The organism is Gemmatimonadaceae bacterium, from assembly GCA_036273715.1.
Classification (GTDB): domain Bacteria; phylum Gemmatimonadota; class Gemmatimonadetes; order Gemmatimonadales; family Gemmatimonadaceae; genus JADGGM01.
Genome location: DASUHB010000062.1, coordinates 55,839 through 78,163 on the forward strand (window position 1 = coordinate 55,839; position 22,325 = coordinate 78,163).

A 22,325-nucleotide genomic window follows, 5' to 3' on the forward strand; every position below is an offset into this window, starting at 1 on the left:
CCGCCCACCCGCCCTACATTGAGCGACCATGAGCGCATCCCGGACCGGAGGCGAGCACACGCTCGTCCGCGCGATCGGCGTCACCGGTCTCGCCGCCACGACGTTCAACATCATGATCGGCGGCGGCATCTTCGTGCTGCCGGCCGCGGCCGCTGCTGCGTTGGGTGAACGCGCGCCGGTGGCGTACGTCATCTGCGCCGCGGCGATGAGTCTCGTCCTCATCTGCTTTGCCGAAGCCGGCAGCCGCGTGTCGCTCACCGGTGGGCCTTACGCCTACGTCTCGTTGGCCTTCGGTCCCTTCGTCGGCTTCTTGAGCGGTGTGCTGTTGTGGGTGATGGCGGTGTTCGCGATGTCGGCGGTGATGAGCGCGCTCGCCGGTTCCGCGGCGGTGCTATGGCCGGCGTTGTCGCAACCGGTTCCGCGCGGGCTGCTGCTCGTGGCGGTGCTGCTGCTCATCACCACGGTGAACGTGCGCGGCGTGCGCGGCGGCGCGCGACTGGTGGAGCTCATGGCGGTGGTCAAGCTTCTGCCGCTGTTCGCGTTCGTGCTGGCCGGCGCGCTCGTCGGGCATGCGGCGGCGCCGGCGCCGGCGGCTCGGATGGGAGGCGACCTCGGAGGCACGGTCGCCATTCTCATCTTCGCGTTTGCGGGTTCGGAGAGCGCGCTCGTCCCGAGCGGCGAGGTGCGCGATCCCGCGCGCACGGTGCCGCGAGGCCTGGCCATCGCGATGATCACCGTCATGCTGCTCTACATCGCGGTGCAGGTCGTCGCGCAGCGCGTGCTCGGCGCCGGCGCCCTGGCAGCGGCGAGCGCGGCGCCGTTGTCGGCGGCCGCGGCGCGCATCGCCGGCCCGTTAGGCGCATCCATCATCGCTGTGGCGGCGGTGCTGTCGATGTTCGGCAACGTGAGCGGCATGACGCTCGCCACGCCGCGCGCGCTCTACGCGCTCGGGCGCGATGGCTTCGTGCCGTTCTTCTCCCAGTCGTTAGCCCGCGTCCACCCGGAATTCCGCACGCCGTACGTGGCGATCGTCGTCCAGAGCACCATTATCGGTTGCCTGGCGGCGACGAACGGGTTCGTCGCGCTTGCCGTGCTGGCGAACGTCTCGGTGATCACGCTCTATCTCGTGTGCTGCGCGGCCACGATTCAGCTGCGACGCCGGGATGTACGGCAGGCAGGCGTGCCCTTTCGGATGCCGGGCGGCCGCGCCGTTCCGTACGTCGCCATCGCCGTGCTCGCCTGGATCCTCTGGCACTCGCCGGTACACCAGATGCTCGTCGTGCTGGCGGTGATCGTCGTCGCGGCGTGCCTGTTCGTCATCACTGCCCCGTATCGCCGCGCCGCGCCGCCGGTGCCCACGCCATGAATGATTCGCTGCTCGCCTACCGCGCCGAATTCCCGATCGTCGATCGGGTCACGTATCTCGTGTCCAACTCGCTCGGCGCGATGCCTCGCGCGGTGCCGGACCGGCTGGCCGAGTACGCCGCATCGTGGAACGAGCGCGGCGTGCGCGCCTGGGCCGACCGATGGTGGAGCATGCCGCTCACCGTCGGCGACGAGATCGCGCCGTTGTTAGGCGCGGGACCGGGCGAGGTGGCGATGTTCCCGAACGTGACGCTCGCCCAGGCCGCCGTGCTGTCGGCGCTCGACTACACGCCGCCGCGCGACACGATCGTCATGACGGGGCTCGACTTTCCGTCGGTGCGCTACGTGTACGATCAGCTCGCGGCCCGGTTAGGCGCGCGCATCGTGAGCGTGCCCAGCGATGACGGCATCGCCATCGACGTCGAGCGGGTGCTGGCGGCGATCGACGAGCGCACACGCCTGGTGGCCGTGTCACACGTGCTCTTCCGCTCCGCGTACATCCTGGACGTGGAGGCCGTCTGTCGCCGCGCGCACGATGCGGGAGCGCTGGTGTCGCTCGACGCTTTCCACTCCGTTGGCGTGATGCCCGTGGACGTGCGCGCGAGCGGCGTCGATTTTCTCACCGGCGGGGTGCTCAAGTGGCTGTGCGGCGGACCCGGCGGCGCGTTCCTGTATGTGTCGCCGCCCGTACGCGACACGCTCGAGCCGGCGCTCACCGGCTGGCAGGCGCACGCGCGCCCATTCGCGTTCGAGCTCGAGATGGAGTACGGCCACGGTGCGGGCCGGTGGCTCAACGGGACGCCCGTGATTCCGGCGTTGTACGCGGCACTCGAAGGTCCGCGGATCGTGCGTCAGGCGGGCATCGAGGCCATTCGCGCCAAGAGCGTCCGACAGACCGCGCGGCTCGTGTCGCTTGCCGACGCGCACGGATGGCGCGTCAACGCCCCGCGCGACCCGGCGCGGCGCGGCGGTACCGTGGCCTTCGATGTGCCTAACGGATACGCGGTGGCGCAGGCGCTGCTCGCCCGCGACATTCTCGTCGACTATCGTCCCGAGGCCGGCATCCGCGTCGCGCCCCACTTCTATACCGACGACCGCGAGATCGACGACGCGGTGCAGGCAATGGAATCCATCCTCGAGAGCGGCGCCTGGCAGCGGTTCGCCGGCAAGAACTCGGTGGTCACGTAAGGCGCGCCCGAATCAGTGCAGCTGCGCCGCGCGGCTGCGGTCGATGAGCACCACCAGCACTTTCGCCACTGCCGTGAGCGTCGCGATGCGCGAATTGACCGCGTTTTCGCCGAGCTCGATGCGCGCGCGCAGGTACCAGTCGCGCGCTTCCCGCGCCGCGCCGAGCGCCAGCTCGTACGCAGGCACGCGATCGTTCCTGGACATGCGGCTGTACCCTGCCGCGATCTGGGCGCCGATGGACGCCGTTGCCGCGACCAGCCGTCCCGCGATTCCTTCCGTGACAGGATTCGCCACCAGCCGCCGCGCGTCATGCGACGCCAGCTCGGCCACGTAGAGCGCCGCGCGATAGACGCGCAGCGACCAGATGGGATCCGTGCGGATGTCGACCGGCACGCCGCGCTCCCAGTCATCGTACTTCACGACCCCTCCGCCGTTGCGCTCGCGAGAATACGCGACCGCGAGACGGCGTCCCGCATCATCCGAGTGCGCGCCGCATCGGTCCATTGCTCGGCGAGCGATGATGCGCCGGGCGCGCACACGTGTGCGGTAGAGGTACAGTTTGGTCCGGTACCCGGATGAGACTCGTTGCAGGCCGGAGGGGCAGAGCGCTACGCTCATGAAGACGCGGACAAAACAGGACACAACGGACACGACACCAGCAACACCAACGTTGGTTTGTTGTCAGTGCTTTGTCCGTTGTGTCCTGCGTGTCCGCGTCTTCATGAGCGTAGATGCAAGCCATGAGGGAACGGCGCCCCAAAACTGAATCGGTACCACGTGTGCCTCTCTCTATTGTGAGGCTGCACGCGTGACAGTAGTTTGGTCCCTCTCCCCAACCACTCTTATGCCGACGCCACCAAAAAAGCTCCGCAAGCACTACACGAACAATGAGCATCCGGCCGTCATTCTGCGCTTCGAGGATGGGCACGAGATCGCCGTCCCCAAGGGCACGAGCAAGTCCTTCGACGCGTACGAAGGCGAGACGGTGAAGGTGCTGGCTGTCTACGACAAGAAGACGGGCGAGCGCGAGCTGCTCGTGACCAAGAAGGCAGGCGAATTTCCTGATGGCTGACGGCCTCGCCTTGCCGCGGTGGACGCGCGGCGCGGCGCTGGCTTTCCTGCTGCTCCTTCCTGCCTGCGCGCGCGGACAGGGCGCCGGTGGACAACTCTCCCCGGTTCGCGCCGACACCGCACTGCTTCGCCACACGCTCGATTCGCTCGCCGACGCACACCACGGTGTCGTCGGCTACAGCATCATCGACCTCGATACCGGAGACACACTCTCGCGCCGCGGCGATGAAACGTTTCCCACCGCGAGCCTGATCAAAGTCCCGATCCTCGTCACGCTCTACGATCTGGCCGCGCAGAAAAAAATCTCGCTCGATGACCCGCTCACGCTGCTCGACATCGACAAGGTGCCGGGGTCGGGATCGCTGCAGTTCATGCACGACGGAGCGACCCTCACCGTGCACGACGCGGCCTGGCTCATGGCCACCGAAAGCGACAACACGGCCACCAACCTCCTGCTCGACCGCATCATCATCCGCCGCGTGTGGGCGAAGATGGAATCGCTCGGCCTGATGCACACGAAGGTGCACTCGAAGACGTTCCTGCGCATCTCCAGCGTGGCCATGGACAGCTCGGCCAAGTACGGGTTGGGCGTGTCCACGCCTAACGAAATGGCGCACCTGTTCGTGCTGCTGGCGCAGGGCAAAGCCGTGAATCCGTCGGCCGACTCGTCGATGCTCGACATTCTCGAGCACAACGAGGACAACACGCTGCTGCAGCGCGAGCTGGATGGCGTGCGCGCGGCGCACAAGACGGGCGCGGTCGATGACGCGCGCACGGAGTGCTCGCTCTTCTATCTCCGGTCGCGCGTGGTCGCTTGCGTGTTCACCAAGGACAACAAGGACCAACGCTGGATTCTCGACAGCGAACCGCAGCTCACGATGGCGCACATGGGCGCTGTGATCGCGCGTGCGTTCGGGCTTCGGGACAGCGCGTCCGTCGCCGGTCCGTAAGGCGCAGCGGTCGACCGTCAGATCGACCGAACCGCGTGCGTCAACTCGTCCAGACATGGCACCGGAAATGCCCGGTCCGTCACCCGGCCAGCATCGAAACGTGACCGGAGGAATCTTTGTGAGAACCTGGGCTGCCGTCGCCACGATCGTCGCACTCGCAACTGCTCCAACCGCCGCCGCTGCGCAGTTCACCGCCGCGCTGGTGCCGGCGCACCTTCCGGCTCCGCACACGCGGCTAACGGACAACTCGCACGCTCCCACAGCGATGCCGGCCGGAACACACGTCGATTCGTCGCTCGGCTCTTTCGATTCGACATTCTTCGACTCGTCGTCCAATTCGGTCACGCCGACCGAGAAAGGCACCACGGCGCGCGTCCGCGGCGGCTCCGCTGTACATTCCGCCGACACCTCCACCGCCGGAGACACCGTTTTCAGAGACGGCGCGTCGGCTCCGCAAACCGATTCAACGCTTCCGGCATTGGCACTCGCTGGTGTAGGTACGCTACTCGTTGGTGTTGTACTGGTCCGACGCTGACATGCGACGTTTCTTCGGAGTCTTCTTCATCCTCGCCGGCGCGTGCTTGCTGCTCGCCGTGGGTTATGCGTACGGCGCCAGCGCCATCGCGCGCCGCCACGTGCGCGCGTCGTGGACCGCCGTCGAAGCGAACGGCTCGCTGGGCACGCCCGACAGCGACGTTTCTCACCGCAGCTTCGCGCGCGGTGAGCCCGTTGGGCGAATCGATATTCCGTCGATCGACCTCGACGAAGTGTTCATCGAAGGCGTTGGCGACGCGCAGCTCGCGATCGCGCCCGGTCATCTTCCGCAGAGCGCGCTGCCCGGCGAGCCCGGCAACGCGGTAATCTCCGCGCACCGTGACCGGCAGTTTCACGCGCTGGACAAACTGTCGCTCGGCGATACGATCGTCACCGAGACGTACGGTGGACGGACGACGTGGGTCATCGTGGCGCGTCGCATCGTGGAACGCGGCAAGCCCGCGTTGTTCGCGACGGTGGAACCGACGCTGACGCTCACGACGTGTTGGCCGGTGCGTTATGTGGGTCCGGCGCCGGACCGGTTGATCATCACGGCCAAGGTGCTGGAGCGGGCTCGCCGCGGCGTCTGACGTCGCATCACTTCCCAAGCGGGCGGCGGCAGGGCATCGTAGCGTCGTGTCGAAAATCGCTCCGTCCCAGGCCGCCGGCACTCCGCCGCGCGCGCACCCGCCGTCCGGCGTCACCAGCGCCCCGCGGGTCATTCAGACGAGGAATGCCGAGGATCCGGCGCTGCGCACGTGGATCGTGCTGGCGCGCGCCTACCACACGATCGTGCGCGCCGTGTCGCGCGACGTCAGCCGCCACCGCCTAACGCTGGGACAGTTCGCGGTGATGGAGGCCCTGTATCACAAGGGCGCGCTTCCGTTAGGCAGAGTGGGATCGCTGCTGCTCGTCACCGCGGGCAACATCACCTATGTGGTGGACCAGCTCGAACGGCGCGGCCTCGTGCGCCGCGAGCGGCGGCACGGCGACCGCCGAGTGGTGTACGCCGCGCTCACCGCCAAGGGCAGGGCGTTCATCGACGAGATCTTCCCGTCACACGCCCGCTACATCGCCGAATTGTTCGACACGCTTCCCCCCGACGAGCAGAACCAGCTCCGTCGCCTGCTCAAAAAAGTCGGCTTCGCCGTGGCCGAGCTCGAGGGCGACGGGAAATCCGACTGATCTACAGTGCGCGCCGCACGAAGAAGACGCCGAGTGCAATGAGCACGGCTGCCAGGATGACGACCTGCACGCCGTTCCGCTCTCCCGCTGCCGGGGGATCTGCTTGCTGTTCGGTCTCGTCGCTCACGATGCTCTCCACGTTGATGCACAACTCTCTGGATTCACGTCTCATGCGCTTCGTCGCTGCCTTCGCGCTTGCCATTGCCGCCGCCGCCCCGGCCGCCGCCCAACGGATCACGCCCAACGAGATCGACGGCGATCTCCGCTTCCTCGCATCCGATCTGCTCGAGGGCCGCGCGCCGGCCACGCGAGGCGGCGAGCTGGCCACCGCGTACATCGCGTCGCAGCTGCGGTCAGCCGGGATCGAGCCCGCGGTGAACGGATCCTACTTTCAACGTGTCCCGATCGACGTCGTCACTGTCGACTCGTCGTCGATGCGCGTGACGGCGTCCGGCAAAGCCGCGGGACAACTCCGATTTCCCGATGACGTCGTCATCTGGGCCGGGTCCGCCGTCCCGTCGAGCGCCGCGCACGCCGAAATCGTGTTCGCCGGATACGGCGTCACGTCGCCCGAATACAAGTGGGACGACTTCAAGGACGTGGATGTCAAAGGCAAGATCCTGCTCGTGCTGGTGAACGACCCGCCCGCCACGGCGAAAGAGCCCACGTTGTTCGGCGGAAAGGCCATGACCTACTATGGGCGGTGGACGTACAAGTTCGAGGAAGCGGAGCGGCGTGGGGCGGTTGGCGCACTCGTCGTGCACACGACGGCCACGGCGAGCTATCCGTGGCACACGGTGATCGCGTCGTGGGCGACCCCGCAGCGGATGCTGCCGCGCGATGCGTCGGCGCCGCCTCCGTTAGGCTTTCGGGGCTGGATCACCGACTCGGCCGCCACGGCGCTGCTCGCCCACGCCGGCCTCGACCTGGCGGCGCTGCGCAGGCAGGCGGACACGCGAGCGTTTCGCCCGGTGAACACCGGCATTACGCTCGATGTCGCCTTCAAGAGCACCGTGCAGCATCTCGAGAGCAAGAACGTCGTCGGCGTGATCCGCGGACGCGGCAAATCGCTCGCACACCAGTACGTGGCGCTCAGCGCGCACTGGGATCACTTCGGCATCGGTCCCAAGGTGGACGGAGACTCGATTTACAACGGCGCCGTAGACAACGCGTCGGGCGTGTCGACGCTGCTCGCCGTCGCACGCGCGGCAGCGCACGCACCACCGATGCGCCGGTCGCTGGTGTTCGTGTTCGTGACTGCTGAAGAGGCCGGACTGCTCGGCTCCCAGTGGTTCGCCGAGCATCCGACGATGCGCGACGGCGACATCGTCGCCGACCTCAACATGGATGTCGTGACCGTGCTGGGACGGGTGCGCGACCTCAACGTGCTCGGCGCCGACAAATCGACGCTCGGGCCGATGCTGGCGCACCTGATCGCGCCTAACGGACTGCGGATCGATCCCGATGCGCATCCCGAAGCCGGGCATTTCTATCGGTCGGATCACTTCTCGTTCGCCAAGGCCGGCATCCCCGCGGTATCGATCGGCGCGGGCACCGATTATGTCGGACGGCCGAAAGGCTGGGGCGTGCAGCAGGAGGACGATTACACCGCGCATCGCTATCATCAGCCGGCGGACAACTACAGTCCCGATTTCGATCTGAGCGGCGCCGCGCAGATCGGCGACATCGTGCTGCGCTTCGCCACCGCGCTCGCCAACTCGCCGGTGCTTCCGTCGTGGAACGCCAACGCCGAGTTCAAGGCGGACAAGCCGCGGACGCTGCCGGAATGATCGTACGCTGGTGACGACGCCAGTGCGCGTCTCGCCTGCGGTCGCCGCTGCCCTACGCGACGGCCGGCCGGTCGTCGCGCTCGAGAGCTCGGTGTTCGCGCAGGGACTGCCGCAACCGGAAAATCGCGAGGCGGCGCGACGCATGCTGGCGGCCGTTCGCGCGCGCGGCGCGGAGCCCGCAATCACGGCGGTTGCCGCCGGCACGCCGGTCGTTGGGCTCGCGGACGATGATCTCGAGCGGTTCCTGGCGCGCGATGGCGTGCGCAAGGTTTCCGCCCGGGACCTTGCACCGGCTGCCGCGGCCGGCGTGGACGGTGCGACGACCGTTGCCGGATCTCTCGTGCTCGCTCGCGCCTCACGCATCGACGTGCTGGCCACCGGCGGGATTGGAGGAGTGCACCGCGTGCCTCCGGCAACAGCGCACGTCGCGCTCATGGTGCGGGATGAATCCGCCGATCTCGTTGAGCTCGCTCGAACGCCAATGATCGTCGTGTGCGCCGGAGCCAAGTCCGTACTCGACCTTCCGGCGACCATGGAACGTCTCGAATCGCTTGGCGTCGCTGTGGTCGGTTACCGTGTCGGAGAGCTGCCGGGGTTTCTCACGAGCGGTACAGGCATTTCATTGTCGTGGCGGATGGAATCTGCAGCCGAGGTCGCCGCGGCGTGGCGGGTGCAGCGCTCGCTCGGGCAGATGCAGGCGATGCTCGTCGTTCAACCGCCGCCGGCGTCCTGTGCGCTGCCGCGCGCGCTGGTGGACGCGGCTGTGGAGCAGGCACTGGAAGCGGCGGCCCGTGCGAAGGTCGCCGGTGCAGCGCTCACCCCGTGGCTGTTGGGTCGTTTGGAGCAAGAGACGGAAGGCGCGTCGCTGGCCGCGAACGTCGCGCTGCTCGAATCGAATGCGGCGTTGGCCGCGGAGATTGCTGTGGAGGTGGCGACAGATGTCGAAATCGTGCGTGCGCGGGCGTAATATCCCGTGAGCGCGTCTGTCGTCCTTGGTCCAAAGGGGTGGAAGGGAAGTTAAAGTTCAATGAGACGGAAATAAAGTCAACATCTTGAACTGCGCGGATTTCCAGTTGTACAATAGGCTGACCGACATCGGTCTTCATTGAGACACGTCGGAGGTGCGAATCGCCATGCCTACCCCATTTCTGAGTTCTGAAGAATACGACGAGCGCGCGCATCAACTCTATAACGACGGGCAGTACGACGAAGCGCTCGAGGTGTTGCGCGAAGGACTCGCGCTGTATCCGAACTCAGTCGAATTGCACATTGGGGTTGGCTACGCTCGCCTGGCACGGGATGAGTTTGCCTGGGCCCGGCAGAGTTTCGAGAAGGCGCTGGTGCTGGATCCGGACCACGAGGATGCGATCGCCGGACTCGGCGAGACGCTGCTCAAGTTCGGCGCGCGCGACCAGGCGCTGGATCGCTTTCGCCGCATCCTCGAGCTTGGCTATGCCGACGACATCGATCTCGTGCTGCAGATCGGCCGCGCGCTCTTTCGTGAGGACCTGATCGCGGAAGCGCGCGACTTCTTCGAGATTGCGGCGCGGGAGGCGAGCGAGATGGCCGAGGCCGCCGCCTGCCTCGGTTACGTTAGGCATCGCGGCGGCGATGACGAAGGCGCGATCACCGCGCTCAGGCGCGCGCTGCAGCTGGATGATGACCACGCCGAAGCGCGCATCTATCTGGCCAACATTCTGTACGACCGCGGCGACTACGAGGCCTCCCTCTCGCAGCTCGAGCGCACCGAGCCCGACGACCATTGGGAAGAGCTCGGCATCTGGCGGTTGATCGAGCTCAAGAAATCGATCTACCGCCTAACGGACAGCGACCCCGAGCTCGCGCCGTGGGAAGACCGGCTGGCGGAGCTCGCCGGCGAGCCCGACGACATCGACGAGATGCTGTCGGAAATCGAGACGCGCGTGAACGAAGAGGAAGCAGCGCGCGAGCGCGGCCAACTGGAATTGTTCGGCGCCATGTTGTCGGATCTCGCAGGGCAGAAGCTGTCGGACACGCTCGAGCACCGCATCCTGCTCAACGACGGACGCATCTACGTCGGCAGCTGGGATCGCATCGTGCGCGCCATGCGCGACGCGAACAAGGCGATGACGGGCCGGTCGGTGCAGGAGTTCATGGCCACCGAGGCGAGCCGCGGATATTCGATCACCGGCGTGAAGATTCCGATCGGAGACGCCGAAAGCTTCATTCGCGGCAGCGCAAACGCGGGACTGCTGCGCATCGTGCGGTGACGGATCCGTCGTCCGCCTCGCGGGGCGCCGTACACGCGCTCGAGGCGGTTCGGCCGGCGGTCGAGCGGCTCTCGCCGAGCCGGTCATCCGAGGACAACGCATCCGATCTCACTGCCATCTGCGCCGGCGTCGAGTTGGCGCTTGGCGCGTTGCTCGGTCGCACCGACCTCTCGGGCCAGGCGCTGGTGCGGGAGGCGAGACAGCGCGAATCGATCTCGCTCGAGCAGGGGCATGCCGCGCTCGAGATGTTCTCGGTGCGCGATCGGGTGAGCGGGTCGAGCCAGGTGGACGCGGCCGACCTGGACGTCGCGCGCCAGGCGTACGAGGCGCTCGCGCACGGCTTCCGGCCGGCGGCGGCCGAACCCGCTGTGGTGCCGGGCGCGCCAAGCGAGCCGCCGGTCGCGGTGCCGTCGGGCATTCCGTTAGGCATCCCGCCGGCCGAATCGATCGGCGCGCCGTCCGATACGAGCATCGACCCCGTCCGCGGAGCGGCGCCGAACCATGGGCCGCTGATCGTGGCGGCCATCATCGCGGTGCTGGTGCTGCTGGGTGTGTATTACCTGATTGGACGGCGCGAGCCCACGGCGCTCGAGGCCGGCCAGGCCGCCTTCGCGGCCGGCCAGCGCGACTCGGCCGTCGCGTCGTTCGCGCGCGCGGCGCGCGATGAGCCGCGCTCGCCGCTGCCGCACCTGTACCTGGCCCGCATCGCTCGCGAGAACGGCGACTACGCCACCGCCGGCAAGGAGCTCAACGCCGCGATCCAGCTCGACCCGGCGGGCGCCGCCGGCCAGCGCGAGTTAGGCGCGTTCTTTTTGGCGCGCGGCGCGTCGTTCGCCGCGCAGCGGCGGCCGGACCTCGCCACCCAGGATTACGAGGCCGCGCGCCGCGCGTACGTGCGCGTGATCCAGGCGAACCCGGCCGACTCCGCCTCCGAAGGCTACCTCGCGTGCGCCCTCGCCCGGCTCGGCCGCGCCGACGAAGCCGCGACGTGGCTCAAGCGCGCGGGGCCGGGCCCGTGGGCCACCTGCGCCGCATCGTTAGGCACGCAGTGACCTCGCCGCTCGGTGTCTCGGGCGGCAGCGTCCACCGCAGTGTGTTGGGCAACGGCCTCACCGTGCTCGTGCACCGCGACGACTCCGCGCCGGTCGTCGCGATCGTGACCCACGTCAAGGCGGGCTACTTCGACGAGACCGATGACATCACGGGCATCGCCCACGTGATGGAGCACATGTACTTCAAGGGGACGCCCGCGCGCGGCGTCGGCGAGATCTCCCAAGCCACCAAAGCCGCGGGCGGCTACCTGAACGCCGGCACCATTTACGATCGGACCAGCTACTACACGGTGCTGCCCGCCACGAGCTTGCTCGAGGGCCTCGAGATCCAGGCGGACGCGTACGCCAACTCGCTCGTCGACGCGGGGGAGCTCCGGCGCGAGCTCGAGGTGATCATCCAGGAAGCGCGGCGCAAGGCGGACACGCCCAGCGCGGTCACGGTCGAAACGCTGTATCGCGTGCTCCACGACCGGCACCGCATCCGGCGCTGGCGCATCGGACGCGAAGACGACCTTCGGCGTCTCACGCGCGACGACGTGACGGCGTTCTACCGCTCGTACTATCAGCCGTCGAACACCGTGCTCGCCGTCGTCGGCGATGTAGACCCCGACGCCGCGCTCGCGGCGGTGGAGCGAAAGTACGGCGGGCTGGCCGACCGACCCGTGCGCCGCGACCGCGGACCGGCCGAACCCTCCGCGCCGCACGGGTTCCGCTTCGATGATCTCTCGGGCGACGTGACGCAGTCGCAGCTCGCGGTGGGCTGGCGCACGCCCGGCACGCTGCACGCGGATACGCCGCGCCTGGAGATGACGGCTATTGTGTTAGGCGGCGGTCGCGCGTCGCGCCTCTACCGCGCGGTGCGCGACCGCGCGCTCGCGGCGTCGGTCACGGCGTCCAACTACGCGCCCACCGAGCTCGGCGTGTTCGTCGTTCACGCGGACGGGCCGCCGGAGTCATCGGGTGACGCGCTGCGCGCGATCTGGGCCGAGGTGCGCGGCCTGCGCGAGCACGGCCCCACGGCCGACGAAGTGTTCCGCGCACGGCGCCTGATCGAAGCCCGCTTCGCTCGCGCGCTCGAGACGATGGAAGGCCAGGCCAACTGGCTCGCCGATTGGGAAGCGCTCGGCGATTGGCAGTTAGGCATCGAGCATTACGACCGGCGGATGGCGGTCGGACCACAGGACATCGCCGAGGCGGCGACGCGCTGGTTGGATCTCGATGCCGCCGGCGTGGTCTCGTACCGCCCCGACGCGATCGCGCCGCTCGCCGCCAACGGCGGCGCGCTGCGCGATCGCGTCGAGGCGCCGCCCGTCCCGGTCTCCGTGGGAGGCGCGCCCGCGGCGCCGCCGATTGCATCGGCGGCTGCCGCGCCCGCGCCCGCCCTCGAGCGCGGCGAGGGCCGTGTGCGCGCCTACCGCACGGCCCGCGGCACCGCCGTCCTCGTTAGGCACATCCCCGGCGCCCGGCTCGCCCACATCGCCGTCGCCATCGTCGGCGGCGCCTCCGACGAGCCGGCCGGCCGCGCCGGCCTCACCTCGATGCTCGTCCGCACCGCCGTCAAAGGCACCGCGCACCGCGACGCGGCACGCATCGCCGCCGACGCCGAGCTGCTCGGCGGCAGCATCGCGCCCACTGCGGGCGCCGAGCACTTCGGCTGGTCCATCTCGGTGCCGAATGCCCGCGTCGACGACGCCCTCGCGCTCCTCGCTGACGTCGCCCAACACCCGGCGCTCGAGGACTCCGCGCTCGATACCGAGCGCGACATCGCACTCGCCGCGCTCGCCCTGTTGCGCGACGACATGCAGCAATGGCCATTGCGTCTGCTCACACGCGCGGCGTTTCGCGAACACACGTACGGCGTTCCCGCCTCCGGCGACGAGCGCAGCCTCCCCACGATCGATGCCGGCCAGCTGCACGCCTGGCACGCGAAGCACTGTCTTGGCGGCCCGTCGGTCATCGCGATCGCCGGCGACGTCGACGCCGACGACGTCGCCTGTATGGCGGCCCGTCACTTTCAGGAGCTCGGCGCCGCTCCTGCGCGCGCGCCCGAGTCGCCATCGTGGACGCGCGACCCGATCATGGTCCGTGAGACGCGCGCCAAGGCGCAGACCGCGCTTGCCATGGCGTTTCCGTCTCCGGACCGCACCGACGACGCGCGCTGGGCGATGCGCCTGTTGGCCGGCGTCGGCAGTGGGTTAGGCGGGCGGTTCTTCGAGGAGCTGCGCGACAAGCGGTCGCTCGCCTACACGGTGACCGCGGGCGTCGTCGAGCTCCGCCGCGCCGGAATGTTTCGGACCTTCATGGCCGTGTCGCCCGGCCGCGAAGACGAAGCGCGCCGCGGCATGCTCGACGAGCTGGCCAAGCTCCGCGAGGCGCCGGTGTCCGAGGGCGAGCTCGCGCGCGCCAAGGCGTACGCCATCGGCATGCACGCCATCCGCGAGCAGAGCGGGGCGTCGGTGCTCGGCGAGCTGCTCGACGCATGGATGTTCGGCCGCTCGCTGGCCGAGCTCGACGAGCACGACGCGCGCGTGCGCGCGGTGACGGCCGCCGAGATGCAGCAGCTCGCCCGGCGATATCTGGATGAGGGCCGGCGCGTCGAAGCCGTGGTGGCCGGCGGGTCCGGCTCCGCCTAACTGCCCCCGCGCTGCAGCTGCGCGGCGGCGCGGCGCAGCACCGCGGCCGCGGGACGCAGCCGCCCCGCCGCCGTGCGCAGTCCGATCGGCACCCGATAATCGGACGCCTGATACGCAATCAATCCCTTGATCGCCGCGCGGCTTGTCGCCCAGGCAAGTGCGCCCCACAACGCGCGCGCCTGACTCTCCTCGCCGTGCGCCAGCGGGAACGCGCCGGCCTCCAGCACCCACACCGGTTTCGAGGACCGCGACGCGCGCAGCCACGAGTCGGCGACGCGCATGCGCGCGTCGAGATTCGCCGCGCCGCCTAACCCGGGATAGAGCGACAGCGCCGTGCCGTCTACCGGCGACGCACGCGATGCGCTCCACGCGTAGAGCGCGCTGTCGTCGGCGCTGAATCCCCCGACGTGCGACAGCACCTGCACTTTCGCGCTGTCCGCGCTGCTGTCGGCCTGCGCCGCCACGGCCGCCGCGCGCAGGTACGCTTCCCACGAGGCGACCGGCATGCGACCCAGCGCGCGCGCGGCCGTTCCGTTAGGATCGACCACCGGCACCACGAAGTCGGGGTGCAGCCGGCGCGCAATGCGCTCCACGTCGGCCACGCGGTCCCGCAGATACGCCTCGCGCTCGGCCGGCGGCACGCGGTGCTCATCGGACAAGTCGAGTGCCGCGATCACGCGCCGCGATCCGCGCACATCCTCCAACACATGCTCCACGCTGTCCAGCGTCTCGGCGCTCGCGCCTTTGGGCGTGAAGTACACGGCAAGCGCTCCCGCGCCGATCGAATCCGCAAGGCCGAGATCGTTGGTCAGCGACAACGGGGTCGGCGGATTGGAGAGCGACGGGAACACCTTCAACCCAACGACAAAGTCGCTGTCCGGGTGCTCCTGCAATCGCTCGCGCGCATATCGATCGTAACTGCGCACGGCGCGCGCGGCGCCGGGGATCTGTGTGACGATGAGCAGCAGCCAGCCAGCCGCGATCACCGCCATGACGCCGCGTACGAACATGCGGCCATCCGGCCGTCCCGGCGTGACGGGCGCGAAGATCGGCAAATAGAGGAACCAGGGCATGACGAGCGCCAGCGACTGCGCGGAGACCGCGACCGCGGACCGGTCGGCGGCGAGGAGCGTCAGCAGACCGGTGCCCGGCGCCGCCCCCACGAAGTCGAGCCAGCGCGCCAGTGTGACCAGCGTGAGCAGAAAGTCGAACGCGAGGATCGGGATGCCCACAGGCATCGACGCGCGGCGTTTGACCAGGGCGTATGCGCTTTGCGCCGCGGCGAGGGCGACGGTCGCGGGCCAGATCCACGCCACGGAGATGAGCGCCGCGCCGGTGAGCAGCGACGTCGACACCAGCGACACGACCAGCGCCGGCAGCAACAGCAGTCCGCCTAACGCACTGAGGAAGGCGAGCGCCGGCGGAAGGCCCTGGATGCGGGCCGCGCGTCCCGCGATCCACAAGTTCCAGATCAAAACCAACGCGCACAGCACCAGGTGCGCCGTCGCCAGGTGGTGCCATGCGCTGAGCCGGCTCATCCCATTCGGGACGCAGAACGGTGCAGGGCCGTCACGCGCGCCACGTCGGGCTGCGTGCTCAGAACATCGACATCGCGAGCACCGAGCGCAGGTTGTCGTTGGTGGCGCGCAACCGGCCGCTCAACACGCGCACCACCGCCCACAGCACCTTGTACGCAATGTCGCGATGAAAATCCAATAACATCTCGAATTCGGCCCGGCTGATCGTGATCACGCGCGTGCCGCCGTGCGAGATGGCGTCGGTCGAGCGCTCGCTCCGATCGAACACCGCCATCTCGCCGAACATGGCGCCGGGCTTGAGCACGGCTAACGCTTCCTCGCCGGCCCCCGGTATCTGGCGGCTGATCCGCACTTCTCCCTCGATCACGATGAAGAGTCGGTTTCCCGGCTCGCCCTCGCGAAAGATGTAGTCGCCCGATGCATAGGTCTTCTCTTCGCACAACTCCGACACGCGCGCCAGCTCGTCGGTCGAGAGTCCGCTGAAGATCGGCAAAGTGCGCAACACGTCGATCGTGGCCGGCATTGCCTCCCTCGCGCAGTGTGGGCCGCTGCAACCTACACGCGAAGCCGTGCTGCGAAACCCCCGGATCGAACGTTCCGTCGTGTGAACCGCAGTCCTCACCGCCTGGAAGCGATGTCCCACCTGCTCTAAGTTGACTCACCGTGACTTCGTCTCGCGTCCTGACGGTTCCGAATCTCCTGTCGCTCGCACGTCTCCCGCTGGCGGCGGCGTTCCTGCTCGTCGACGGTCGCTCGGCGCGTGTGGCGCTCGTTGGGCTCGCGTCCCTCACCGATTTCCTCGACGGCTGGCTCGCACGCCGCGGACAAACATCGCAACTCGGTGCGTTGCTCGATCCCATCGCCGACAAGACGTTCGTGCTGATCGCGATCTCGGCATTCGTGATCGAGGGAGCGGTGACGGCCGGGGAGTTCGTCATCGTCATTTCGCGTGATCTGGCGACAGCAATCGGATTCATCGTCGCGTATCTGCTGCCCGGCCTCGATCCGCGCGCCTTCAAGGCTCGATGGCCGGGGAAGGTCGTGACCGTGCTGCAGCTCGCTGCGTTGTTTGCACTGTTGCTGTGGCCCTCCGCCTTCCCGGCACTGATACCGCTCCTTGCCGTTGCGTCCGCGGCGGCGATCGCAGACTACACCCTCGTGTTGCACCGCCAGCGCGTTCGGTCGTGAATGCAGGCGCGCATCGCGGCAGCGGCGTTTCTGGTCTGGACGGGAGTGTCGGCGCCCATATCCGCGCAGCGTGCATCAGGACTTCAAGCGGGCGCACGCTTCGACGTCATGGTCTCGACTATCACCGCAGTGCAGGCGGGCGTCGAAATGAGCAAGCCAGCGTCGACCAACGTGCGAGTCGGCCTGACGCTTGCCGGCGGTGAGTCATCGGTGCACGGGCGCACGGGTTTCAGCGCGCGGGCCGATTTGGTCGGACGCTTCCTGCTGGATCCGAATTTTCGAATGCGTTGGGCGCCGTATGCGGGCGGCGGGCTTGGCCTGCGCTACGACAAGATCGGCGATTGGCGCGGGACCATCATCGCGGTCATCGGCGTCGAAGGGCCGAATTGGGGCGGCGTGGTGCCCTTCGCCGAAGGAGGATTTGGCGGCGGTCTTCGGCTCGGCGTCGGGTTCCGGGCGACACGTCGTGTCGGCCGGTAGCCGTCGCGCCGAGCCCAAAGATCAAGCAGCGGAAACCGCGTCTGCGGGTTCGTTGGTCTCGCCTTCGGTTTTCGCTTTTGGAGGCCGGCAGAACCTCGTGCCGAGGGTGCGCAGTTCAGAAAGCTGGCCGTCCGACAATTCTGGGTAGCGGTCCTGCAAGTACGGCATGGTATCGTGGAACCACTCTTCCTGATGCTCCGGAACCGCCTGTATCACGCCACACCGCATGATGTGTTGAAATAATTCGTCGCGTGCCTGTTCGAATGGTGTTGGTGCAGGGGTCTCACGGCGACGATTGCGCTGTTTTGCCATTCAATCCTGTTGGCTGAAGTGAAGGAAATATATTGTGCTCCGCGCGAGGATTGAAGCTCTCGCGCGTCGGATGCCGAATTCATTGGGCTCCCCATACGTTACGTTACGACGCGGCTGACCGTTGGCGATCGAGCAGCTCCAAAACGACATGTGCCAGCGCATCCGGGTTCTCTTCCGGCACGAGCGCGCCGATGCCGTGAAAACGCAACAAGCTGCTTCCGGCGATTGCGGCCTGCAGCCGCTCAGGTAAACCGCTGTCGAGCCAGGGCTGTTCCTCGCCCCAAACGATCGCCACCGGTGCACGAATCAGCGACAGATCGAGCTCTTCGACGTCGTCCGCCTTGAGCGCGCGAGCGATCGTGAGCAGGTGCGTGACACCCTCGGGGCCGACATACGGTGCGAGATACCGTGCCACCAAACGCGCGGGCATCGTTTCCTTTCGAGCCACGCTGTCTTCCAGGACACGTCGCAGCAACGGTGCCGCCCCGAGCACACCGTGCGCCACACGCAGCGCGAAACGCGCCGTGCCGAGCTGCACGGTGCGCACGTCACGCCCCGGACAGTCGCCGAACGCGACACTGTTAACGAGCACCAGACCATCCACACGCGCCGGGTGCCGAAGCGTCAGTCGCTGCACGATGCCACCGCCGACACCGAGCCCAACGAGGGCGGCGCGGGGTACGCGGAGCGCGGCAAGCGCCCGGTCCAGGTACTCTGCCTGCGCGGCGATCGAGTAATTGGCCTCGAGCGGACGGTCCGATTCCCCGTAGCCCAACAGGTCGACGGCGTACGCGGTGTGCCCGGCCGCTGCCAGTAGCGGCCCCACGACGCGCCACACGAAACTCGACGTCGCGAAGCCGTGTACCAGCATCACGGCGCGTCCGCCGTGGCCGTATCGCTCGACGTGCAGAGCGCCGGGGCCGGCGGGCACACGTATCACGTCCGGATCGATGGGACTCCTCTCTTCGGTGGGTGGAGAAGAACGCGCGGGACAAGATATCAGGACCTTGACGGGTCCGCCTGGTACCTCACATCCGGACGCGACGCTAGCTTTCAGCCCTGTCTAAAGCGAGTTCACGGTCATGTCACAGAAAAGCGCCCGCGCACAGCGGTCGAATGTCGTCCGCACGCAGCGGGCGGCCTCACTCAAACCGTTCTATATCGGGCTGGCCGTCGTCGCGGTGGTCGGCATCGCGTTGATTGCACGAACGGCGCAGCATAGTGACGCGTCGCGCCCGTCGATCGCAAACGTTGCCATCACACCGGTAAAGGCCGAAGGCCACCTGCTCGGCAACCCCAACGCGCCGGTGCAGGTGCTCGAGTTTGCCGACTTCGAGTGTCCGCACTGCGCGGAATTCGCGACGATCACCGAACCCGATGTGCGCAAGCGAATCGTGGACGCGGGTCTCGCGAGCTATCGGTACTTCGATTTTCCTATCGGCGAGTTCTCGAACTCCGTTGCGGCGAGCAACGCGGCGGCGTGCGCGGGCGATCAGCATAAGTTCTGGGAGATGCACGACAAACTCTTCCAGGGCCAACCCGACTGGAGCAGCGAGAGCAACCCCAAGAGCGTGTTCGCGACGTACGCGAAGGCGTTGGGCCTGGACATGAGCACCTGGAACTCGTGCTACGACTCGCAGAAGCATCTGCCGGAGATCAAAGCCAACCACGATGAGGGCGTGCGGCGCGGGGTGAACTCGACGCCGACGTTCGTCATCGGCACCAAGCAGATTCCCGGCGCGATTCCGTACGACATGTTCAAGGCGTATGTCGACACGGCGGCGATGGAGGCCAAGGCGGCGTCGCACGCCGACAGCTCGGTGACGAAGCAAGCGAGCGCCACGCCGTGACACGCAGTGCGCGGCTGATCATCGCGCTGCTGGCGCTCGTCGGCGCGCTCATCGCGTTGTATCTCACGTTGTTCAAGGTCGGTGTGATCGGCCAGCTCGTATGCAACGTCGGCTCATGCGAGCGTGTGAACACGTCTCGTTGGGCAATGTTTCTCGGACTGCCGGTTGCCGCTTGGGGGCTGGCGAGCTACGTGGTGCTGCTCGTGCTCGCGCTGGTCTCTCTGCAGCGCGACACGCTCGAGCGACAGGTTGCGTTGTTGCTCGTGGCGCTCTCGGCGTGGAGTGTCCTCTTTTCCGCGTGGCTGACGTCGAAAGAGTTGTTCGTGATCCACGCGATCTGCATTTGGTGTGTCACGTCCGCCACGATCATGGCGCTGATCTTCGTCGCCAGCCTTGCCGAACTGGCACGCGCGCGGCGCGTGGATCGCGAGGAACGTTTCGATGCGCAGAACGCGGCGCCCGCCGCACCGTCTGGGAGCGGGCCAATTCGCGGCTAGCGCCGTCGATGAATCCAGCGGGCCCCTCCGTACGTCATATTTTGACAGGGGCTCGGTTGGTACGATCTCTGCTTGAACGGGAGGTCGAGGGTTCCCGGGCCGCCGCTGATGGCGGCTTCTCCATTCCACCGTCGGAGCATTCCATGCTGGGCACGCTGTTTCCTGAACGCATATTCGCGCGCAAGTTGAACGCAGCGGCCGAGAAGCGGTTGCGGCTGGCGCAGGCGCGCGCTGAGGAGTCGGTGATTCGGGCGCACGTGGACAACGCCATGATGTTCGTGGACACGTTAGCCGAGGATCTGCCGTTCGACCGCGCGATCGAGAGCTATGTGCGCGTGATGGGTATTCCCGAGCCGTTGGCGAGCACGGTAGTGACGCGGGCGCTCGTCACGTTGGGCGAAGACCTGGTGCAGTATCGCCGGCGTCCGGCGGAAGCGGTGCGCGACGAGGAGCCGGCGCGTCCGCCGCTGCGCCTGGACGACGCCTCGGATGGACGGTTGCGTGCGATGCGGCGTGCATGAGCGCCGCTCGTTAGGCAGCGACGGAAGCACCGACGGCCCGCCCTCCGGCGGGCCGTCGTGCATCCGGCGGTCGCGCTACTTCGTCTTCGGCGGCAGCACGTCGCGCAGCATGCGCTGCAAAACGGGATCGGAGAGCGACACATCCTCGAGCCGGGGAACCACGTGCATCTGGAGGCGTGGGTTCCGGTACTGTTCGGATCGCGTGTCCACGCCGCGTTCCTCGGCGCGGAGCGCGGGGGCAGCTTCCCAGATGGCGAGCAGGTCGGGCTGGCGAGCGGCGAGCCGGAGGAGGAGCTGACGCGCCTGTTCGGGGAGCACGGTGAGCAGGCGCTCGAACGCCTCGAAGTCGAGATCCGGGCGCAGGCGTTCGCGGAGGTCGGGCGACAAAATGAAGGGCGGTGTCGGGCGGCGGGGATCGGGCATGGCGGTGCGGGCAGAGCGGCGTTCGAGCGGTCCACTCAAGGCTGCGCAAATTTCGCCGCGGGCACAATGGCCCGCCGGAGCGCTCGCCTGGCCGAGCGCTCCGCACGCGGCGCTAGCTCGCCGGGGCCACCTGGTACTGCTCGAGCTGGCCGTTAGGCATCTCGTACGTCCAGACGCGCAGCACGCGTCCCTGGACCGTGACGCGATACACGCGCTCGATCATGCCGCCGCGGTTCGTCTGCCCGATCTGCACGAAGCCCGTCGGCGCGCCTAAGGGAGCGAGGCCCGTCGCGAAATCCTGCAGCGCCGCGGCGCTGAAGTACGCGTTCGCATCGGGCGTGAACACCGAGCGGTCCACCGTGCCCTTCTGCAGTCCCTCGAAGATGCTCCGGGCGCGCGCCGTCCGCTCGGCCGTCATCGCATCCTCGGTGGTGAACAGCACGCGCGAGACCTGCTGCGCGATGGCGCCGGACGCGGGGGCGGCATCCTGGTTGGTCAGCACCACGATCGCGGCGCTGTCGTCGGGGAACACCATGTTCTCCGCCGTGAAGCCCGAGACTTCGCCGGAGTGCGAGATCATGCGGTGGCCGCCCACCTGTCCCACCTCCACGCCTAACCCATAACCGGAGCTGACGCCGTTCTTGAGCAGCACCGTCGTTTCCATGGCCTTGTACGAGGCCGGGGACAACAGCGACTGCTTGATCATCGAGATGTCCCACTTCGCGAGGTCGGTCGGCGTCATGGCCAGCTCGCCGGCGCCGAACATCCAGCCCGGACCCGTGGGCGTCGAGGGCCGCAACGGCCCGAGGCCGTAGCGCATGTATCCGATGGGCTGCGCCGCCGACGGGCCGAGCGCATCGAAATCCACCGCGGTCGTGAGGCCGAGCGGGTCGAGAATGCGCGTATGGATGAATTTCGTGAACGGCGTGCCGCTCGCCTTCTGGACGATGAGACCCGCGATGATGAAGTTCGTGTTGCTGTACTGCCACTTGGTGCCCGGCTCGAAGTCGAGCGGCTGCTTGGCCCACCGGTCGATGATCTGCTGGGGCGTGGTGGGCTTCTCCATGCTGGGCGGCACGTAGTCCTGCGGCCAGAAATCCTGATACCCGGACGTGTGCGAGAGCAGCTCCCGCACCGTGACCTCGTTGCCGCGAGACAAGCCTGGCACGAACCGCGATACCGGGTCGTCGAGCGACACCTTGTGCTGCTGCGTCAACAACAGGATCGCGGCGGCGGTGAATTGCTTGCTGATGGACCCGATGGCGTACCGCATCGTGGTATCGGCCGGCGTCTCTCGGTCCAGCTTCGCCTTGCCGTAAGCGTGCACGTACGCGATGGCGCCGTGCCTAACGATAGCCACGGATGCGCTCGGGACGCCGGTCGCGGCGAGCACGGCGGTGGCGATCGAGTCGACCTGGGCGGGCAGTCGGCCGGCGTCCTGCGCGACGGCGGGCGCAGCCGCCGCGCCGCCGACACAGAGCGTCACCAGACAAACGAAA

General features: G+C 67.9%; 24 protein-coding genes. 16 read left to right on the forward strand and 8 right to left on the reverse strand.

Translation table 11 applies throughout. From position 1 onward, the window contains the following. The first annotated feature begins 28 nt into the window (after window positions 1–28). The gene (locus VFW04_12955) at window positions 29–1,366 is read left to right on the forward strand and encodes an amino acid permease (protein HEX5180235.1); all 1,338 of its coding nucleotides are present in this window, start codon (window positions 29–31) and stop codon (window positions 1,364–1,366) included. After that, entirely contained in the window at window positions 1,363–2,553 is a 1,191-nt protein-coding gene (locus VFW04_12960) for an aminotransferase class V-fold PLP-dependent enzyme (protein HEX5180236.1), read from the forward strand. The genes VFW04_12955 and VFW04_12960 overlap by 4 nt, the downstream gene beginning before the upstream one ends. 12 nt (window positions 2,554–2,565) lie before the next feature. Here VFW04_12960 and VFW04_12965 read toward each other — a convergent pair whose 3' ends face one another. Further along, on the reverse strand, window positions 2,566–2,973 hold the full coding sequence (locus tag VFW04_12965; protein HEX5180237.1) for a four helix bundle protein: 408 nt from the start codon (window positions 2,971–2,973) through the stop codon (window positions 2,566–2,568). 424 nt (window positions 2,974–3,397) lie between these two features. On the opposite strand from VFW04_12965, the gene VFW04_12970 reads away from it, so the two are divergent. From VFW04_12970 to VFW04_12985, 4 genes are all read left to right on the forward strand, one after another. Next, window positions 3,398–3,625, forward strand: coding sequence for a hypothetical protein (locus VFW04_12970; protein HEX5180238.1), 228 nt, complete (start codon window positions 3,398–3,400; stop codon window positions 3,623–3,625). Next, complete coding sequence (locus tag VFW04_12975) at window positions 3,618–4,574, forward strand: serine hydrolase (protein HEX5180239.1); 957 nt, start codon at window positions 3,618–3,620, stop codon at window positions 4,572–4,574. Before VFW04_12970 ends, VFW04_12975 begins: the two co-directional genes overlap by 8 nt. Before the next feature lie 536 nt (window positions 4,575–5,110). Continuing rightward, on the forward strand, window positions 5,111–5,698 hold the full coding sequence (locus VFW04_12980) for a class D sortase (protein ID HEX5180240.1): 588 nt from the start codon (window positions 5,111–5,113) through the stop codon (window positions 5,696–5,698). Window positions 5,699–5,744: 46 nt separating this feature from the next. Further along, a complete protein-coding gene (locus VFW04_12985; GenBank protein ID HEX5180241.1) occupies window positions 5,745–6,293 on the forward strand; it encodes a MarR family winged helix-turn-helix transcriptional regulator in 549 nt (182 codons plus the stop codon). 1 nt (window position 6,294) lies between these two features. Here the strand turns inward: VFW04_12985 and VFW04_12990 are convergent, their stop codons facing one another. After that, window positions 6,295–6,465, reverse strand: a complete 171-nt coding sequence (locus VFW04_12990; GenBank protein HEX5180242.1) for a hypothetical protein — start codon at window positions 6,463–6,465, stop codon at window positions 6,295–6,297. Here VFW04_12990 and VFW04_12995 point away from each other — a divergent pair. From VFW04_12995 to VFW04_13015, 5 genes are all read left to right on the forward strand, one after another. Continuing rightward, complete coding sequence (locus tag VFW04_12995) at window positions 6,464–8,083, forward strand: M28 family peptidase (protein ID HEX5180243.1); 1,620 nt, start codon at window positions 6,464–6,466, stop codon at window positions 8,081–8,083. The genes VFW04_12990 and VFW04_12995 overlap by 2 nt on opposite strands. Before the next feature lie 10 nt (window positions 8,084–8,093). Then, window positions 8,094–9,050 carry a pseudouridine-5'-phosphate glycosidase gene (locus VFW04_13000; GenBank protein HEX5180244.1) on the forward strand — a complete coding sequence of 319 codons (957 nt, stop codon included), beginning with the start codon at window positions 8,094–8,096 and terminating at the stop codon, window positions 9,048–9,050. A 166-nt stretch (window positions 9,051–9,216) separates the two neighbouring features. Then, window positions 9,217–10,332, forward strand: a complete 1,116-nt coding sequence (locus VFW04_13005) for a tetratricopeptide repeat protein (protein ID HEX5180245.1) — start codon at window positions 9,217–9,219, stop codon at window positions 10,330–10,332. Continuing rightward, window positions 10,329–11,384 carry a tetratricopeptide repeat protein gene (locus VFW04_13010; protein HEX5180246.1) on the forward strand — a complete coding sequence of 352 codons (1,056 nt, stop codon included), beginning with the start codon at window positions 10,329–10,331 and terminating at the stop codon, window positions 11,382–11,384. The genes VFW04_13005 and VFW04_13010 overlap by 4 nt, the downstream gene beginning before the upstream one ends. Beyond that, window positions 11,321–14,017: a pitrilysin family protein gene (locus VFW04_13015; GenBank protein ID HEX5180247.1), complete on the forward strand. Its 2,697-nt coding sequence runs from the start codon at window positions 11,321–11,323 to the stop codon at window positions 14,015–14,017. The genes VFW04_13010 and VFW04_13015 overlap by 64 nt, the downstream gene beginning before the upstream one ends. On the opposite strand, the gene VFW04_13020 is transcribed toward VFW04_13015, so the two are convergent. Both VFW04_13020 and VFW04_13025 read right to left on the reverse strand, forming a co-directional pair. Beyond that, window positions 14,014–15,555 carry a hypothetical protein gene (locus VFW04_13020; protein ID HEX5180248.1) on the reverse strand — a complete coding sequence of 514 codons (1,542 nt, stop codon included), beginning with the start codon at window positions 15,553–15,555 and terminating at the stop codon, window positions 14,014–14,016. The genes VFW04_13015 and VFW04_13020 overlap by 4 nt on opposite strands. 58 nt (window positions 15,556–15,613) lie before the next feature. Next, window positions 15,614–16,078 carry a cyclic nucleotide-binding domain-containing protein gene (locus VFW04_13025; GenBank protein HEX5180249.1) on the reverse strand — a complete coding sequence of 155 codons (465 nt, stop codon included), beginning with the start codon at window positions 16,076–16,078 and terminating at the stop codon, window positions 15,614–15,616. A 140-nt stretch (window positions 16,079–16,218) separates the two neighbouring features. Between VFW04_13025 and VFW04_13030 the strand changes: the two genes are divergently transcribed. After that, entirely contained in the window at window positions 16,219–16,743 is a 525-nt protein-coding gene (locus VFW04_13030) for a CDP-alcohol phosphatidyltransferase family protein (protein ID HEX5180250.1), read from the forward strand. Then, complete coding sequence (locus VFW04_13035) at window positions 16,744–17,223, forward strand: hypothetical protein (protein HEX5180251.1); 480 nt, start codon at window positions 16,744–16,746, stop codon at window positions 17,221–17,223. Between the two features lie 21 nt (window positions 17,224–17,244). On the opposite strand, the gene VFW04_13040 is transcribed toward VFW04_13035, so the two are convergent. Then, entirely contained in the window at window positions 17,245–17,535 is a 291-nt protein-coding gene (locus tag VFW04_13040; GenBank protein HEX5180252.1) for a hypothetical protein, read from the reverse strand. A gap of 103 nt (window positions 17,536–17,638) precedes the next feature. Continuing rightward, window positions 17,639–18,475, reverse strand: coding sequence for an alpha/beta hydrolase (locus VFW04_13045; GenBank protein ID HEX5180253.1), 837 nt, complete (start codon window positions 18,473–18,475; stop codon window positions 17,639–17,641). Window positions 18,476–18,617: 142 nt separating this feature from the next. On the opposite strand from VFW04_13045, the gene VFW04_13050 reads away from it, so the two are divergent. The 3 genes from VFW04_13050 (at window position 18,618) to VFW04_13060 (ending at window position 20,403) form a co-directional block, all read left to right on the forward strand. Next, a complete protein-coding gene (locus tag VFW04_13050; GenBank protein ID HEX5180254.1) occupies window positions 18,618–19,385 on the forward strand; it encodes a thioredoxin domain-containing protein in 768 nt (255 codons plus the stop codon). Further along, entirely contained in the window at window positions 19,382–19,882 is a 501-nt protein-coding gene (locus VFW04_13055; GenBank protein HEX5180255.1) for a vitamin K epoxide reductase family protein, read from the forward strand. Before VFW04_13050 ends, VFW04_13055 begins: the two co-directional genes overlap by 4 nt. A 143-nt stretch (window positions 19,883–20,025) precedes the next feature. Continuing rightward, the gene (locus VFW04_13060; protein HEX5180256.1) at window positions 20,026–20,403 is read left to right on the forward strand and encodes a hypothetical protein; all 378 of its coding nucleotides are present in this window, start codon (window positions 20,026–20,028) and stop codon (window positions 20,401–20,403) included. 75 nt (window positions 20,404–20,478) lie between these two features. Here VFW04_13060 and VFW04_13065 read toward each other — a convergent pair whose 3' ends face one another. Beyond that, the gene (locus VFW04_13065) at window positions 20,479–20,826 is read right to left on the reverse strand and encodes a hypothetical protein (GenBank protein HEX5180257.1); all 348 of its coding nucleotides are present in this window, start codon (window positions 20,824–20,826) and stop codon (window positions 20,479–20,481) included. A 112-nt stretch (window positions 20,827–20,938) separates the two neighbouring features. Next, entirely contained in the window at window positions 20,939–22,312 is a 1,374-nt protein-coding gene (locus VFW04_13070; GenBank protein ID HEX5180258.1) for a serine hydrolase domain-containing protein, read from the reverse strand. Window positions 22,313–22,325: the final 13 nt, after the last annotated feature.